At 70.3% G+C, this 14,606-nt stretch carries 15 protein-coding genes; 10 read left to right on the forward strand and 5 right to left on the reverse strand.

Features of this window, described 5'->3' with window-relative positions:
- Positions 1–198: 198 nt before the first annotated feature.
- The 5 genes from dnaK to AB0A90_RS07805 all read left to right on the forward strand — a co-directional run bounded on the left by dnaK (position 199) and on the right by AB0A90_RS07805 (position 4,938).
- Entirely contained in the window at positions 199–2,061 is a 1,863-nt protein-coding gene (gene dnaK / locus AB0A90_RS07785) for a molecular chaperone DnaK (RefSeq protein ID WP_357243371.1), read from the forward strand.
- Positions 2,062–2,109: 48 nt separating this feature from the next.
- Positions 2,110–2,868: a nucleotide exchange factor GrpE gene (gene grpE, locus AB0A90_RS07790; RefSeq protein ID WP_357243374.1), complete on the forward strand. Its 759-nt coding sequence runs from the start codon at positions 2,110–2,112 to the stop codon at positions 2,866–2,868.
- Between the two features lie 85 nt (positions 2,869–2,953).
- Positions 2,954–4,135 (forward strand): molecular chaperone DnaJ, encoded by a 1,182-nt coding sequence (gene dnaJ, locus AB0A90_RS07795; RefSeq protein WP_357243377.1) that lies wholly within the window; start codon positions 2,954–2,956, stop codon positions 4,133–4,135.
- 30 nt (positions 4,136–4,165) lie between these two features.
- Positions 4,166–4,606 carry a helix-turn-helix transcriptional regulator gene (locus AB0A90_RS07800; protein ID WP_030332087.1) on the forward strand — a complete coding sequence of 147 codons (441 nt, stop codon included), beginning with the start codon at positions 4,166–4,168 and terminating at the stop codon, positions 4,604–4,606.
- Between the two features lie 137 nt (positions 4,607–4,743).
- Entirely contained in the window at positions 4,744–4,938 is a 195-nt protein-coding gene (locus tag AB0A90_RS07805) for a hypothetical protein (protein WP_357243380.1), read from the forward strand.
- Positions 4,939–5,064: 126 nt separating this feature from the next.
- Here the strand turns inward: AB0A90_RS07805 and AB0A90_RS07810 are convergent, their stop codons facing one another.
- The gene (locus tag AB0A90_RS07810; protein ID WP_357243383.1) at positions 5,065–5,496 is read right to left on the reverse strand and encodes a hypothetical protein; all 432 of its coding nucleotides are present in this window, start codon (positions 5,494–5,496) and stop codon (positions 5,065–5,067) included.
- 172 nt (positions 5,497–5,668) lie between these two features.
- Here AB0A90_RS07810 and AB0A90_RS07815 point away from each other — a divergent pair, with 172 nt between their 5' ends.
- Positions 5,669–6,127: a GNAT family N-acetyltransferase gene (locus AB0A90_RS07815; protein WP_357243386.1), complete on the forward strand. Its 459-nt coding sequence runs from the start codon at positions 5,669–5,671 to the stop codon at positions 6,125–6,127.
- Here AB0A90_RS07815 and AB0A90_RS07820 read toward each other — a convergent pair.
- Together AB0A90_RS07820 and AB0A90_RS07825 are read right to left on the reverse strand one after the other, a co-directional pair.
- Entirely contained in the window at positions 6,116–7,330 is a 1,215-nt protein-coding gene (locus AB0A90_RS07820) for a cation:proton antiporter (RefSeq protein WP_357243389.1), read from the reverse strand. The two genes, AB0A90_RS07815 and AB0A90_RS07820, sit on opposite strands and share 12 nt — an antisense overlap.
- Before the next feature lie 5 nt (positions 7,331–7,335).
- Entirely contained in the window at positions 7,336–7,836 is a 501-nt protein-coding gene (locus tag AB0A90_RS07825; protein ID WP_357243392.1) for a TrkA C-terminal domain-containing protein, read from the reverse strand.
- A 30-nt stretch (positions 7,837–7,866) separates the two neighbouring features.
- Here AB0A90_RS07825 and AB0A90_RS07830 point away from each other — a divergent pair, with 30 nt between their 5' ends.
- Positions 7,867–8,964: a hypothetical protein gene (locus tag AB0A90_RS07830; RefSeq protein ID WP_357243395.1), complete on the forward strand. Its 1,098-nt coding sequence runs from the start codon at positions 7,867–7,869 to the stop codon at positions 8,962–8,964.
- A 58-nt stretch (positions 8,965–9,022) separates the two neighbouring features.
- Here the strand turns inward: AB0A90_RS07830 and AB0A90_RS07835 are convergent, their stop codons facing one another.
- A complete protein-coding gene (locus tag AB0A90_RS07835; protein ID WP_357243398.1) occupies positions 9,023–9,241 on the reverse strand; it encodes a winged helix-turn-helix domain-containing protein in 219 nt (72 codons plus the stop codon).
- 278 nt (positions 9,242–9,519) lie between these two features.
- On the opposite strand from AB0A90_RS07835, the gene AB0A90_RS07840 reads away from it, so the two are divergent.
- On the forward strand, positions 9,520–9,783 hold the full coding sequence (locus tag AB0A90_RS07840; protein ID WP_357243401.1) for a hypothetical protein: 264 nt from the start codon (positions 9,520–9,522) through the stop codon (positions 9,781–9,783).
- Positions 9,784–9,952: 169 nt separating this feature from the next.
- On the opposite strand, the gene AB0A90_RS07845 is transcribed toward AB0A90_RS07840, so the two are convergent.
- Complete coding sequence (locus AB0A90_RS07845) at positions 9,953–11,089, reverse strand: epoxide hydrolase (RefSeq protein ID WP_357243404.1); 1,137 nt, start codon at positions 11,087–11,089, stop codon at positions 9,953–9,955.
- A gap of 85 nt (positions 11,090–11,174) precedes the next feature.
- On the opposite strand from AB0A90_RS07845, the gene AB0A90_RS07850 reads away from it, so the two are divergent.
- Complete coding sequence (locus AB0A90_RS07850) at positions 11,175–11,819, forward strand: helix-turn-helix domain-containing protein (RefSeq protein ID WP_357243407.1); 645 nt, start codon at positions 11,175–11,177, stop codon at positions 11,817–11,819.
- An 85-nt stretch (positions 11,820–11,904) separates the two neighbouring features.
- Entirely contained in the window at positions 11,905–14,496 is a 2,592-nt protein-coding gene (clpB, locus tag AB0A90_RS07855; RefSeq protein WP_357243410.1) for an ATP-dependent chaperone ClpB, read from the forward strand.
- The last annotated feature ends 110 nt before the right edge of the window (positions 14,497–14,606 follow it).

A 14,606-nucleotide genomic window follows, 5' to 3' on the forward strand; every position in this document is an offset into this window, starting at 1 on the left:
GCACGGGAAAACAACCGGACGGTAGTAACGGGTGGGTTGCGTCGGGTTGACTCAACCCGACTTGACGATTCGCCAACGCGTGGCACTATTGAGTCAAGTTCACTCAACTTGTGGTGGGGCCCGCTGCGGGCGGTGCTCGCCAGCAGCCCACGGGCGACGCCCGTCACCTGCACAACCTTATGAAGCGAGGAAGCGAAGATGGCACGTGCGGTCGGTATCGACCTCGGCACGACGAACTCCTGCGTCAGCGTTCTCGAGGGCGGTGAGCCCACCGTCATCGCCAACGCTGAGGGCTCGCGGACGACCCCGTCGATCGTCGCGTTCGCCCGCAACGGTGAGGTGCTCGTCGGTGAGGTCGCCAAGCGCCAGGCAGTGACCAACCCGGACCGGACGATCCGCTCGGTCAAGCGCGAGGTCGGCACGAACTGGTCCGTCGACATCGACGGCAAGAAGTACACCCCCCAGGAGATCTCGGCCCGGACGCTGATGAAGCTCAAGCGGGACGCCGAGGCGTACCTGGGCGAGCAGATCACCGACGCGGTGATCACCGTTCCGGCCTACTTCAACGACAGCCAGCGCCAGGCCACCAAGGAGGCTGGCGAGATCGCCGGCTTCAACGTGCTGCGGATCGTCAACGAGCCGACCGCGGCCGCCCTGGCGTACGGGCTGGACAAGGGCTCCAAGGAGCAGACCGTCCTGGTCTTCGACCTCGGCGGCGGCACCTTCGACGTGTCGCTGCTGGAGTTGGCCGAGGGCGTCATCGAGGTCAAGTCGACGAGCGGTGACAACCACCTCGGCGGCGACGACTGGGACCAGCGGATCATCGACCACCTGGTCAAGACGTTCCGTGGTGAGCACGGCATCGACCTCGGTCAGGACAAGATGGCCCTCCAGCGCCTCCGTGAGGCTGCCGAGAAGGCCAAGATCGAGCTGTCCGCCGCCACCACCACCAACATCAACCTGCCGTACATCACCGCCGGCGCGGCCGGCCCGCTGCACCTCGACGTGACGCTCAGCCGCGCCGAGTTCCAGCGGATGACGCAGGACCTGCTGGACCGCTGCAAGGGTCCGTTCGAGCAGGCCGTGAAGGACGCGGGGATCAAGATCTCCGACGTCGAGCACGTCATCCTGGTCGGCGGTTCGACCCGGATGCCCGCCGTGACCGACCTGGTCAAGCAGCTCACCGGTCGCGACCCCAACAAGGGCGTCAACCCGGACGAGGTCGTCGCCGTCGGCGCCGCCCTCCAGGCCGGTGTGCTCAAGGGTGAGGTCAAGGACGTCCTGCTGCTCGACGTGACCCCGCTGAGCCTGGGCATCGAGACCAAGGGTGGCATCTTCACCAAGCTGATCGAGCGCAACACCACCATCCCCACCAAGCGCTCCGAGGTCTTCACCACCGCGGACGACAACCAGCCGTCGGTGCTGATCCAGGTCTTTCAGGGTGAGCGGGAGATCGCGGCCTACAACAAGAAGCTCGGCACCTTCGAGCTGACCGGCCTCCCGCCGGCGCCGCGCGGCGTGCCGCAGATCGAGGTCGCCTTCGACATCGACGCCAACGGCATCGTCAACGTGCACGCCAAGGACCTGGGCACCGGCAAGGAACAGAAGATGACGATCACCGGTGGCTCCTCGCTGCCGAAGGACGACATCGAGCGGATGCGCCGGGACGCCGAGGAGCACGCGGAGGAGGACAAGCGTCGCCGCGACGACGCCGAGGCTCGCAACGTGGCCGAGGCGCTCCAGTGGCAGACCGAGAAGTTCCTCGCCGAGAGCGGCGACAAGCTGCCCGGTGAGAACCGGGAGCAGCTCAACGAGGCCCTCGGCGAGCTGCGCGGCGCCCTCGGCGGTCAGGACATCGAGAAGATCAAGTCCGCCCACGAGAAGCTGGCGAAGGTCTCCCAGGAGGCCGGTTCGCTGCTCTACTCGCAGCAGGCCGAGCAGGGTCAGCAGCCGGGTGGCGAGGCCGGCCCGGGTGCGACCGGCGCACAGCCCGGCCCGCAGTCCGGCGGTGCCGACGACGTGGTCGACGCGGAAATCGTGGACGAGGACGGCAAGAAGTGACCGTCAGCCTCCGACACCTGTTCACGGCGAAGGGGATGAGGTAGCCGCATGACGCAGAAGCCACGAGCCGCCGACCCGGGCGACACCGGGTCGACGCCGGGTGGCTCCGCGCCCACGGAGCCGACCACCGGCGACGGGGAGCGGGTCGTCATCCGCAACAAGCGCAAGCTCGTCGACACGGCGGAGCCGGAGGGCACCGCCGCCGACGCGGAGACCGGTGTGCCGGCCGAGGGTCTGGTCGAGGACGCCGAGGTCGTGGTCGACGAGATCGAGGTCGAGGTCAACTCCACCGATGGTCCGGAGCCGTCCGGTCCGCCGGTGGTGGACGCCCCGGCGCAGCCGGTTGACGGCGCCGGCACGGGCACGTCGCTCGGCGCCGAGCTGGAGGCGCTCCGGGCCGAGTTGGACGAGCGGACCCGGGACGTGCAGCGGGTGTCGGCGGAGTACGCCAACTACCGCAAGCGGGTCGACCGCGACCGCAACCTGGTGCAGGAGCAGGCGACCGGTTCGGTGCTTGCCGCGCTGCTGCCGATCCTCGACGACCTGGACCGGGCTCGGGAACACGGCGACCTGGTCGGGCCGTTCGGCACGGTGGCGGAACAGCTCACCACCGCGCTGGGCAAGTTCGGCCTGAACGCCTTCGGCGAACAGGGCGACCCGTTCGACCCGACGCGCCACGAGGCGGTCGCGCACCAGACCTCGGCCGAGGTCACCGAGCCGACCTGCGTGCAGGTCATGCGGCGCGGCTACCAGCTCGGTGAGCGGCTGCTGCGCCCCGCGCTGGTCGCGGTCGCGGACCCGGAATAGTGCGAAGCAGTGACCGGGCCGTCCCGCCCACCGCACCGCGGTGGGCGGGACGGCCGGGCCGCGACGGTCGAGAGGGGGTGGACCGGTGAGTTCCAAGGACTGGATCGAGAAGGACTTCTACGCCGTGCTCGGCGTGGACAAGGCCTCCTCCGCGGATGACATCAAGAAGGCGTACCGCAAGGTGGCCCGGGAGTCGCACCCGGACCACAACCCGGGCGACGCCAAGGCGGAGGAGCGCTTCAAGGCCGCGTCCGAGGCGTACAACGTGCTCTCGGACTCCGGCCGTCGCCGCGAGTACGACGAGATGCGCTCGCTGTTCGGCTCGGGCGCGTTCCGGCGCAACGCCCGCGGCGCGGGTCAGCCGGGCGGCATGCCCTTCGACGTCTCCGACATGTTCGGCGGCGGCGGGGCCGGCGATCGTCGCTTCGGCGGCGCCGGCTTCCAGGACCTGTTCAGCTCGATCTTCAGTGGCGGCCAGGGCGGTGGGCAGGCGGCGCCCCGCGGTCCGGGCCGTGGCCGGGACGTGGAGACCGAGGTGGCACTGGACTTCGGCGACGCGGTGCGCGGGGTGACGCTGCCCCTGACACTGCGGGCGCCGGGCGTCTGCGAGACCTGCAACGGCAACGGGGCCAAGCCCGGCACCCAGCCACGGACCTGCCCGGTCTGCCACGGTGCCGGCGTGACCACCCGCAACCAGGGGTCGTTCAGTTTCTCCGAACCGTGCCGCAACTGTCAGGGTGTCGGCACGGTGGTCGAGGAGAAGTGCCCCGAGTGCCACGGCAGCGGTGGGGTCACCAAGACGCGCACCATGAACGTGCGCTTCCCGGCCGGCGTGGCCGACGGTCAGCGCATCCGGCTGACCGGGCGCGGTGAGCCGGGCGAGCGCGGCGGCCCGGCCGGTGACCTGTTCGTGCACGTCAAGGTCCGGCCGGACGAGCTGTTCGGGCGTACCGGTGACGACCTGACGCTGAGCGTGCCGATCACTTTCGCGGAGGCCGTGCTCGGCACGGACCTGCGGGTGCCCACGCTCGACGGCGCGGTGACCCTGCGGGTCCCGCCCGGGACGCCCAGCGGGCGGGTGCTGCGCGCCCGGGGCAAGGGTGTGGTCCGCCGCGACGGGCAGGCCGGCGACCTGCTGGTCACGCTGGACGTGGTGGTGCCGGCCCGGTTGTCCGACGAGGCGCGCACCGCACTGGAGGCGTTCGCCGAGCAGAGCCCGCCAGCGGCCCGGGAACATCTCGAGGCTCGGGTGCGTCGGGTCAGTTAGTCCGGTGGAAGGGACGCGGAGGTGAGCGGGATGTCGGGCGAGTTCCTCGGTTCGGGTGACCCTGCCTACGAGGCCAAGGTGCTGATGATCTCGGTTGCGGCTCGAATGGCGGGGATGCACCCGCAGACCCTGCGCCAGTACGACCGGCTGGGGCTGGTGCAGCCCGGCCGGGCCGCTGGTGGCGGACGTCGGTACAGCGTCCGTGACGTGGTGCTGCTGCGCGAGGTGCAGCGGCTCAGTCAGGACGACGGGATCAACTTGGCCGGCGTCAAGCGGATCATCGGGCTGGAGCGGCTGTTGGAGCAGGCGCAGCAGCGGGTGGCCCGACTGGAGGCGGAGCTGGACGCCGCGTACCGACGGGTGGCCGAGCTGGAATCACTCGCCCGCTTTCCGGGACGGGATCTCGTGCCGACCAATCGCACGTCCACCGCGCTTGTGGTGTGGCGACCCCGTCGTACTCCCGATCGTTGACCTGCCGCACATCCGGAGCTGTCTTCTCGGCCCGGACCGCACCGGATTCCCCGGCGCGGTCCGGGCCGCTTCGGTTAGCCTGTTGATACGGGTCCAATCGGCTTAATACGGACCTACCGGCATGGCGAGGGGGAGCGATGGCGGAACCGGCGAAGAAGGTCGCCCAGCAGACGGAAGATCGGTTGGAAGACCTGGCCGAGACCGTCCGCAAGAAGTTCGACAAGGTGACCGAGGGGACCTACCGGGACCGGATCGTCGAGGGCCGGTTCGCCGAACAGGGCGACCACGGCGGCGACCGGAGCCGAGCCGAAACTGATCGCAAGCAGGACTGACCGGTGACCGACGTACGGGCCGGGACCCACGGGGGGTCCCGGCCCGTTCGCCGTCAGAGTGCGGGCCGGGAGGCGGTGATGCCAGGGTGGGGGTCCCGGCCCGTTCGCCGTTTTAGAAGACGCAGCTCAGCCGAGGCGGCGGTTCTCGCGGACCAGGCCGCCCTCGCACCACTCCCGGTAGACGAAGAGGTCCGGGCGGGCCAGCAGCACCCGCCCGTTGTGCGCCCAGATCTTCATCAGCTCGTCGCCGTCCCGCTCGGCCTGCTCGACGAGCTTGCGGAAGCGGCGCTTGGGGTGGGCGCGGAAGTTCGTCCGAATGCCGTCGGCCGCATAGATGTAGAGGCAGTGCAGGGCGAAACGCCGGGCCGGGCAGGTCTGGTCCATCGCCAACTCGAAGAGTGTCAGCACCAGCCGGTCACCGGAGACCAGCAGGTCCCAGTCGGGTGGCATCGAAGCCAACGGCACCGAATCGGGCTTGTACGCCCAAGCTCGCAACTCCGCCGGACTCGGATCGACGGGGTTGGCGAAGCCGTGGAACGTCGACTCCTGCACGCTCACCGGCCAACCTTCCGCTCTCGGCCGCGTGTGGCAACGCTGCCTGGGGACCGTGGCTGCTGGGGCGAAACGGTAACCCGCCGTGGCCTGCTGCGGTAGTACCCGCGAGGAGCAATTCCGCAACCGTTGGCATGGTCGGGTTCACGGCATCGACAGCGCTGCCGATGATGCTTGCATGACAATCCACGTTCGACGGTTACAGCGGGGTGCCGAGGCCGAGTTCGTCACGGGGCTGGAGTGGCTTTTCGCCCCTCCCGGTCGCCGTCCCGCTGATTGGGACCGCGACCGCGCCGTCGAGCGCACCGCGCAGGTACTCGCCCACGACGACGTCGCGCTCCTCGAAGCGCGATCGGAGGAGGGCCAGCTCGTCGGCGTGGCCAGCGTCTACGTGGACATCCTTTCGGTGCGCTTCGGCCGTCGGGCTTCGATCGAGGATCTCGCCGTGCACCCCGGGTGGCGTTCCCGGGGTGTCGGCTCCCGCCTCCTGGCAGCGGCCCGGGCCTGGGCGCACGAACAGGGTGCTGACTACGTCTTCCTGGAGTCCGGCCTCGCACGAACCGAGGCCCATCGCTTCTACCTCCGCGAAGGCGCGACCCACGCGGCCGCGGCGTTCAGGTGGAGCTCAGTGCAGTGAGTCGACGACCGGGGTCGACTCCCGCCGCTGGGCCGCCGCGCGGGTACGCAGCCACCGCTTGAACCACGGGAAGTCCGGCAGTCGGGCGAGGATCGGCCCGGTCACCACCGTGATCAGGACGTACGTCGCGGCCAGCGCCGCCAACCGTGGCTCGACGCTCCCGGCGGCCACCGCGAGGCCGGCGATGACGATGGAGAACTCGCCGCGAGGGACGAGTGCCAGGCCGGCCCGCCATCGACCGGGTTCCGCGATGCCGACCCGGCGGGCGGCGAGGTAGCCGGTGAGCGTCTTCGTCGCCATGGTGACCACGGCCAGGGCGAGTGCCGGCAGCAGCACCGGCGGAATGTCCTGCGGGTCGGTGGTCAGGCCGAAGAAGACGAAGAACACCGCGGCGAACAGGTCCCGCAGGGGCGAGAGCAATTCGGTGGCGTGGTGCGCCACCGGGCCGGAGAGGGCGATGCCGACCAGGAACGCGCCGACCGCCGCCGACACCTGGAGCGACGCGGCGAGGCCGGCGATCAGCAGGGTCAGACCGAGTACGCCGAGCAGCAGCGCCTCCGGGTCCTTCGCCGACAGGGCGGACGAGATCAGGTGGCCGTACCGGATGGCGACCACCAGGACGATCAGCACCGTGCCCACCGCGACGGTGAGCGCGATCCCGCCACCGAGCAGGCCGGTGCCGGCCAGTACGGCGGTGACGAGCGGCAGGTAGAGGGCCATCGCCAGGTCCTCGATGACCAGCACCGAGAGGATCACCGGGGTTTCCCGGTTACCGAGCCGGCCCAGGTCGGCGAGGACCTTCGCGATCACGCCGGAGGAGGAGACCCAGGTGATGCCGCCGAGCACCAGGGCGGCGACCCAGTCCCAGCCGAGCAGCAGGGCGAACCCCGCGCCGGGTAGCGCGTTGAGCACGCCGTCGATCAGCCCTGCCGGTGCCGCCGAGCGCAGGTTGCCGACCAACTCGTTGGCCGAGTACTCCAGGCCGAGCATCACCAGCAGCAGGATCACGCCGATCTCGGCGCCGACGGCGAAGAACTCCTCGCTGGCGTCCAACGGCAGCAGCCCGCCGTGCCCGAACGCGAGCCCGGCGAGCAGGTAGAGGGGGATGGGAGAGAGACCGAAACGCCGGCTGAGCCGGCTGAGGAGCCCGAGCAGCAGCAGCAGCGCACCGACTTCGATGAGCAGCGTGGTGAAATCGTGCATCCGCCTCAGCCGTCCGGGTCACTGTCGGCGAGGATGGCGGAGACGCCGTCGAGACCTCTACGGGTCCCGACAACGACCACCACGTCGCCGGCCGCGAAGCGGAAGGAGGGGAGTGGCGAAACGATCACTTCGCCTTCGCGCAGGACCGCCACGATGGAGGCGCTGGTGCGGGTACGCGCCTTGGTGTCGCCGAGCTTGCGGTTGACGTACGGCGAGCCGGCCGTGATGGCGATCTGCTCGGTGAGCAGACCGGCGGCCTGCTCACGCAGCCCGGACAGCTGACCGAGCATCAGCGACGCGCCGAGGATGTCGGCCAGCGCCTCAGCCTCGTCGTCGGTCAGCGGGATGTCCGCCTGGCAGGAGTCGGGATCGTCAGGGTCGTAGAGCACAAGGTCACGACGACCGTTGCGATGGGAGACCACGCCGAGCCGACGGCCGGATTCGGTCACCAGATCGTGACGCACTCCGATGCCGGGTAGGGCAATCTGTTCCACACGTACTCGCACCCGGGCAAGGCTACCGCTTCGGAGACGCCGATGATCGGACGGAGGTCGGGTCGGGCAGTGGGGCTGCTGCTCGTACCCCTGCTGGCTGGGTGTTCGATCGGCGACATCCGCCGAAATCCGCCGACCGAACCATCGTCCCGGGCGGCCGTCGCCACGCCGTCCCCATCGGCCGCCGTCGCAGAGGTCCGCCGCGTCCGGGTCGCCGTCCCGCAACGGTACGACCCGCCGTACGTCGAGTTCGTCGACGCCGAGCACGGCTACGCCCTCTTCGCCAACTGCGGCGAGCCGCCGCCCGGCGACGACTGCCCGGCGTGGATCTTCGCCACCGATGACGGCGGACGGTCCTGGCGGGAGTTGCGGCATCCCCATCCGGCGGCGGAGAACCACCAGCTCTACGCCGCCCCGGGGGTGCTGACGCTGTGGAGTGAGCCGCACGGCTGGTGGACCTCGACCGACGGCGGTACCTCGTTCACGCACACGCTGGACGGGCCACCGCCGCAGTGGCTCGGCGCCCAGGGTCGATTCCAGTTGATCGAGGGCAGTGGTCAGGTCGGCGAGTGGGACGGTCAGCGGCTGCGCCCGCTCGCCACACAGCCGCGCCTACCCGCAATGAACACGGTCGACGCGGGCGACGGCCCGCTGGTGGTCGCGGCCGGGGAGAAGGACGGGAAGCCGTACGCGGCGGTCTCGTTCGACCGGGGGCGGAGCTGGCAGCAGACCCCGGTGCCGGCACCCGACGGGCCGGTCGGCGTCCTGCGGACCGTGGTCGATCGGGACGGGACGGCATGGCTGGTCGGGGAGCGGCCGGACCGCAGGTCCTTTCCGGCGCTCTGGCGACTGGGCCGAGGGTGGGATCCGATCCGGGCCGAGGGGCATCCGCCGCATATCCAATCCGTCGTGCCGATCGGCGGCGGGCTGCTCGCGGTGACCAGCTCGGCGGGTACGGGTACGGCCACGGTCGGCGACGGTCGCTACACCGAGCTGCCCTGGCCGATCGGCCCCGACCGAAGCCTGTCGGTGCTCACCGACGGCACGATCGTGGCCGCCGGCGGGGACGGTGACATCCTGCTCGGCGTCGGCCAGGTCGCCGAGCGCCGCTGGACGGAGATCATCCTCGACAGGTCCTGACGACCCCCAGAGATCTTGGAGGAATCCGGCCCCTCCAGGGGCACTTTCGCGCCAAGATCTACTTCTCGGCCACGTACGTGCCCTTGCCTTGGTGGCCTTCGATCAGGCCCTCGGCTTGCAGAATCAACAGGGCCGAGCGGACCGGCTCGGCGGAAACGCCATAGTGCGCGATCATCTCGCGCAACGACGGCAGCTTGTCGCCGGGCGCGTACTCGCCGGAAGCGATCTTGTCGCGGATGTCCTGCGCGATGCGTTGGCGGTCCGAAACTCGGGGCATGGGCAACTCCTGGTAGGCCCCAAGATCCTCCCATGCGGTTGGCCGGGCGACCAACACTTCGCGTGCTAAGCATGGTCACTACTTGTCCTACAATGCTTTGCATTGTATGTTGACCGGGCGGGCACTCGGGATGCGGAAAGCCTGGTAGGCAACCGGCCTCTCGGCCTGGGTCGTCCGCATAGTGCTGGCACGGCCGGGCGCTCCCCCGGGTGGACGGCCGTGCCAGCGACCCGCAGTGAGAGAGGATCACCAGCCATGCCCGACCTGGTGCAGCGGCGATGAGCGAGCGGTTCGTCATTCACCTGCCAATATCCGCGCCCGACCTGGCCCGGGCCAAGATGCTGGGGCGGACCGCCGGTCGGTCGCTGGCCTTCCTTGCCCGGATCGACCTTGGCGGGATCACCGTCTCGGCCGAGGAGGATCAGGGGGTACGGCACTGGGTCTTCTGCGACCGGCGGCTGGATGGTGGCCCTCGTTGCGTGCTCCGCGCCGATCACGAAACCCCGTGCTCCGCCCGGTTGCCCCGGCGAATCGGCCCTTAGGGGCGTACAAGATCGTGATCAACTCGGTTTTCATGATGTCGCGGTGTTCTGGTGGCCCGGATACCGCGACTTCCGGAAAGCCGAGTGGATCAACCCCGCCGGGCGCCGGGGCCAGGCGTGCCGGTGCCCGCGCCGGCAGCGCGGGCGCGGGCAGTTGGGCACGCCGTGGTCAGCGGAGGCTGGCGAAGAACTCGCGGAGGTCGGCGACCAGGACATCGGTGGCCTGGTGGGCGGCGTAGTGACCGCCGACGTCGCCCCGGCCCTCGACGTCCGTCTCGTACGCCGTCCACCTGACGATGTTCGCGTGGTCCCGCTCGGCGAAGCGGCGGATGGACTGGAAGTCGCCGGGGAACATCGCGAGCGCGGTCGGTGCGGTGGTCGGCTCGGTCGGCGGCTCGCCGGCGTGCGCGTCCTCCCAGTAGAGCCGGATCGCCGAGGCGGCCGTGCCGGTGAACCAGTAGAGGGCCACGTTGGCCAGGACGAAGTCGGCGTCCAGGCTCTCGTCGAACAGTTGGGCGTTCCAGGCGAGCAGCCCCACCGGGGAGTCGCCCAGCGCGTACGCCAGGGTCTGCGGCTGCTGGCTGTGCACCTGGTTGAAGGAGAACTTGTTCTCGTAGAACCACTGGAGGTGCCCGAGCGCGGCCTGATCCGCCTCGGAGAGGCCGGCGAACTCGGCCGGGTCGCCGGAGGGGAACGAGAAGAGTTGGGTGACGTGGACGCCGAGGACGTGTTCGCGGTCGATCCGGCCCACCTCCGGCGCGACCATCGAGCCGGCGTCGTTGCCGACCGCGCCGTAGCTGTCGTACCCCAGGCGGTTCATCAGCTCGGCCCAGGCGCGAGCGGTGCGGAAGCGGTTCCAGCCGGCGCTGCGGGTGGGTCCGGAGAAGCCGAAGCCGGGCAGCGACGGGATGACCAGGTGGAAGGCCGGCGCGGCCGGGTCGCTGGGCTCGGTGAGCGGGGCGATGACGTCCAGGTATTCCAGGATCGAGCCGGGCCAGCCGTGGGTGAGCACCAGCGCTGTGGCGTCCGGGCGGGACGACCGGACGTGCAGGAAGTGGATCTGCTCGCCGTCGATCTCGGTGACGAACTGGGGGTGGGCGTTCAACCGGTCCTCGACGGCCCGCCAGTCGAACCCGCCCCGCCACCGGTCGACGAGAGTGCGCACCCGGTCGGTGCTCATCCCGTAGGCGTCACCCGTGCCAGGCAGTTCGGCGGGCCAGATCGTGCGGCCGAGCCGGGCGGCCAGGTCGTCGAGGTCGGACTGCGGGATCTCGACGCGGAACGGGCGGATCGAGGTGTCGCTCATGCCGGAACTCCTTCGGAACGGAATGTTTCGTTCTGCAATCACAGTAGCAGAGCGGAACGATCCGTTCCACTGTTAGGCTGAGGGCATGTCAACGACTTCCGGCAGGATGCTGGGCGGTCGCCGCGCCCAGGCCGCCCGCAACGACGAGGTCATCCTCGAAGCCGCGCGCGCCGTCTTCCTCGACGACCCGAAGGCCCCGATCGCCGCCGTCGCCGACCGCGCGGGCGTGGGCATCAGCGCGCTCTACCGGCGGTACGCGGGCAAGGAGGACCTGCTGCGTCAGCTCTGCCACGACGGGTTGCGCAGGTACGTCGCCGAGGCCGAGGCCGCCCTTGCCGAGCCGGACGGCTGGGCCGCGTTCACCGGCTTCCTGACCCGGGTGGTCGACGCCGACGTGCACTCGCTCACCGTCCACCTGGCCGGCACCTTCACGCCGACCGAGGAGATGGGTCGGGACGCGATGCGCGCCGGCGAGTTGGCCGCCGCCCTGTTCGAACGGGCCCGCGCCAGCGGGCGGCTGCGCCCCGACGCGGTCGTACACGATCTGGGGTTGCTGTTGGAGTCGTGCGCGGCGGTGCGCGTACCCGATCCGGAGCGGACCGGGCAGTTGCGCCGCCGTCAGCTCGCGGTGCTGCTGGCCGGTCTGTCGTCGGTGCCGGACGCGGACCCGCTGCCCGGCCCGGCCCCGGCGGCCGGGGAGTTCGACTGGCGGTGGCGTCCTCGGGGGTGATGGGCGTCACGCGCTAAGGTTGAGTGGAATACGCTCAACTCTGGTTGTGTCCTTCTCAGTGGACAACGCCGATCCGGGGGAGCCCATGAACACCGAAAGACTCACCACCAAGAGCCGCGAGACCATCACCGGCGCTGTCGCGCTGGCCAACCAGCGTGGCCACGCCACCGTGGAGCCATGGCACCTGCTGCTGTCACTCCTGGACACCGATGGCTCGACCGCCACCGGTCTGTTGCGCGCCGTCGGGGCCGACCCCGCCGAGCTGCGCCGGGCCGCCCAGCGCGCGGTCGACGCCCTGCCGGCCGCCCGCGGTTCGAGCATCGCCGAGCCCACGTTGGCTCGCGAGTTCGTCAACGCCATCGGCGCCGCCGAGCAGATCGCCCGCCCGTTGGGCGACGAGTACACGTCCACCGAGCACCTGCTCGCCGGCCTGGCCCGGGTGGGTGGCGCGGTCTCCGGCGCGCTGAAGACCGCAGGTGCCACCGAGGAGGCCCTGGTCGCGGCGTTCCCGACGGTCCGCGGTGGCGACCGCCGGGTCACCACCGCCGACCCGGAGCAGACCTACCAGGCCCTGACCAAGTACGGCGTCGACCTCACCGCCAGCGCCCGGGACGGCAAGATCGACCCGGTGATCGGTCGGGACGCCGAGATCCGCCGGGTCATCCAGGTGCTCTCCCGGCGGACGAAGAACAACCCGGTGCTGATCGGCGAGCCCGGCGTCGGCAAGACCGCGATCGTCGAGGGCCTCGCCCAGCGGATCGTCACCGGCGACGTGCCCGAGTCGCTGCGCGACAAGAAGCTGATCAGCCTGGACCTCGGCGCGATGGTCGCCGGCGCGCAGTACCGCGGCCAGTTCGAGGAGCGGCTGAAGTCCGTCCTGGAGGAGATCAAGAACTCCAACGGGCAGGTCATCACCTTCCTCGACGAGCTGCACACGGTCGTCGGCGCCGGCAAGGGCGAGGGCTCGATGGACGCCGGCAACATGCTCAAGCCGATGCTGGCCCGTGGTGAGCTGCGGATGGTGGGCGCGACCACGCTCGACGAGTACCGCGAGCACATCGAGAAGGACCCGGCGCTGGAGCGCCGTTTCCAGCCGGTGCTTGTCGGCGAGCCGACGATCGAGGACACCATCGGCATCCTGCGCGGGCTCAAGGAGCGCTACGAGGTGCACCACGGCGTACGGATCACCGACGCCGCGCTCGTCGCCGCCGCCACCCTGTCGGACCGCTACATCACCGACCGGTTCCTGCCGGACAAGGCGATCGACCTGGTCGACGAGTCCGCGTCCCGGCTCCGGATGGAGATCGACTCCCGGCCGGTCGAGGTGGACGAGATCGAGCGGGCGGTCCGCCGGCTGGAGATCGAGGAGATGGCGCTGGCCAAGGAGCCGGACGCGGCCTCAGCCGAGCGGTTGGAGCGGTTGCGCAAGGAACTGGCCGACAAGCGCGAGCAGCTCACCGTGCTCTCCGAGCGCTGGCAGACGGAGAAGAGCCACATCACCAAGCTCTCCACCGCCAAGGAGGAGCTGGAACGTCTCGGCGGCGAGGCCGAGCGGGCCGAGCGCGACGGTGAGTTGGAGCGTGCCGCCGAGCTGCGCTACGGCCGGATTCCCGCCCTCAAGGTCGAGCTGAAGCAGGCCGAGGAGGAGCTGGCCCAGCTTCAGGCCGACGGCGCGATGCTCAAGGAGGAGGTCGGCGCGGACGACATCGCCGCGGTGGTCGCCTCCTGGACCGGCATCCCCGCCGGCCGTCTGCTCGAAGGCGAGACGGCCAAGCTGCTGCGGATGGAGGAGTCGCTGGGCGGCCGGGTGGTCGGCCAGGGCGAGGCCGTCGGCGCGGTCTCCGACGCGGTACGCCGTGCCCGGGCCGGTATCGCCGACCCGGACCGCCCGACCGGCAGCTTCCTCTTCCTCGGCCCCACCGGCGTCGGCAAGACGGAGCTGGCCAAGGCGCTCGCCGAGTTCCTCTTCGACGACGAGCGGGCGATGGTCCGCATCGACATGAGCGAGTACGGCGAGAAGCACTCGGTCGCCCGCCTGGTGGGTGCCCCGCCCGGCTACGTCGGCTACAACGAGGGTGGTCAGCTCACCGAGGCGGTGCGTCGTCGGCCGTACTCGGTGATCCTGCTCGACGAGGTGGAGAAGGCCCACCCGGACGTCTTCGACGTGCTGCTCCAGGTGCTCGACGACGGCCGGCTCACCGACGGTCAGGGCCGCACGGTGGACTTCCGCAACGCGATCCTGATCCTCACGTCCAACCTCGGGTCGTCGGTGATCGGTGACCTGACGCTCGCCGACGAGCAGCGTCGGGAGGGTGTCCTGGCCGTGGTCCGGTCGCACTTCAAGCCGGAGTTCCTCAACCGGCTGGACGACATCGTGGTCTTCGCCTCGCTGCGTGGGGACGACCTGCGGATCATCGTCGACATCCAGCTGGACCGGATGCGGCGGCGGCTGGCCGACCGCAGGCTCGGCCTGGACATCACCGAGTCCGCCCGTCAGTGGCTCGCCGAGCACGGCTACGACCCGATCTACGGAGCCCGCCCGCTGCGCAGGCTGGTCCAGACGGCGATCGGCGACCAACTGGCAAAGGCCCTGCTGTCCGGCCAGATCCGCGACGGCCAAACGGTCAAGGTAGACCTGAACACCCAGCCCAACACCCTCTCGGTAACCCCGGCCTAACCCCCGCCCATCGACGTTGATCATGAGGTTGTTGCCCGCCGCGCCGGCGTGTCGAGGCAATAACCTCATGGTCAACTGGGTGGCGGTGGCGTGGACGGGGAAAGGGTTGG

It is taken from the genome of Micromonospora sp. NPDC049204 (genome assembly GCF_040647935.1).
Taxonomy (GTDB): domain Bacteria; phylum Actinomycetota; class Actinomycetes; order Mycobacteriales; family Micromonosporaceae; genus Micromonospora.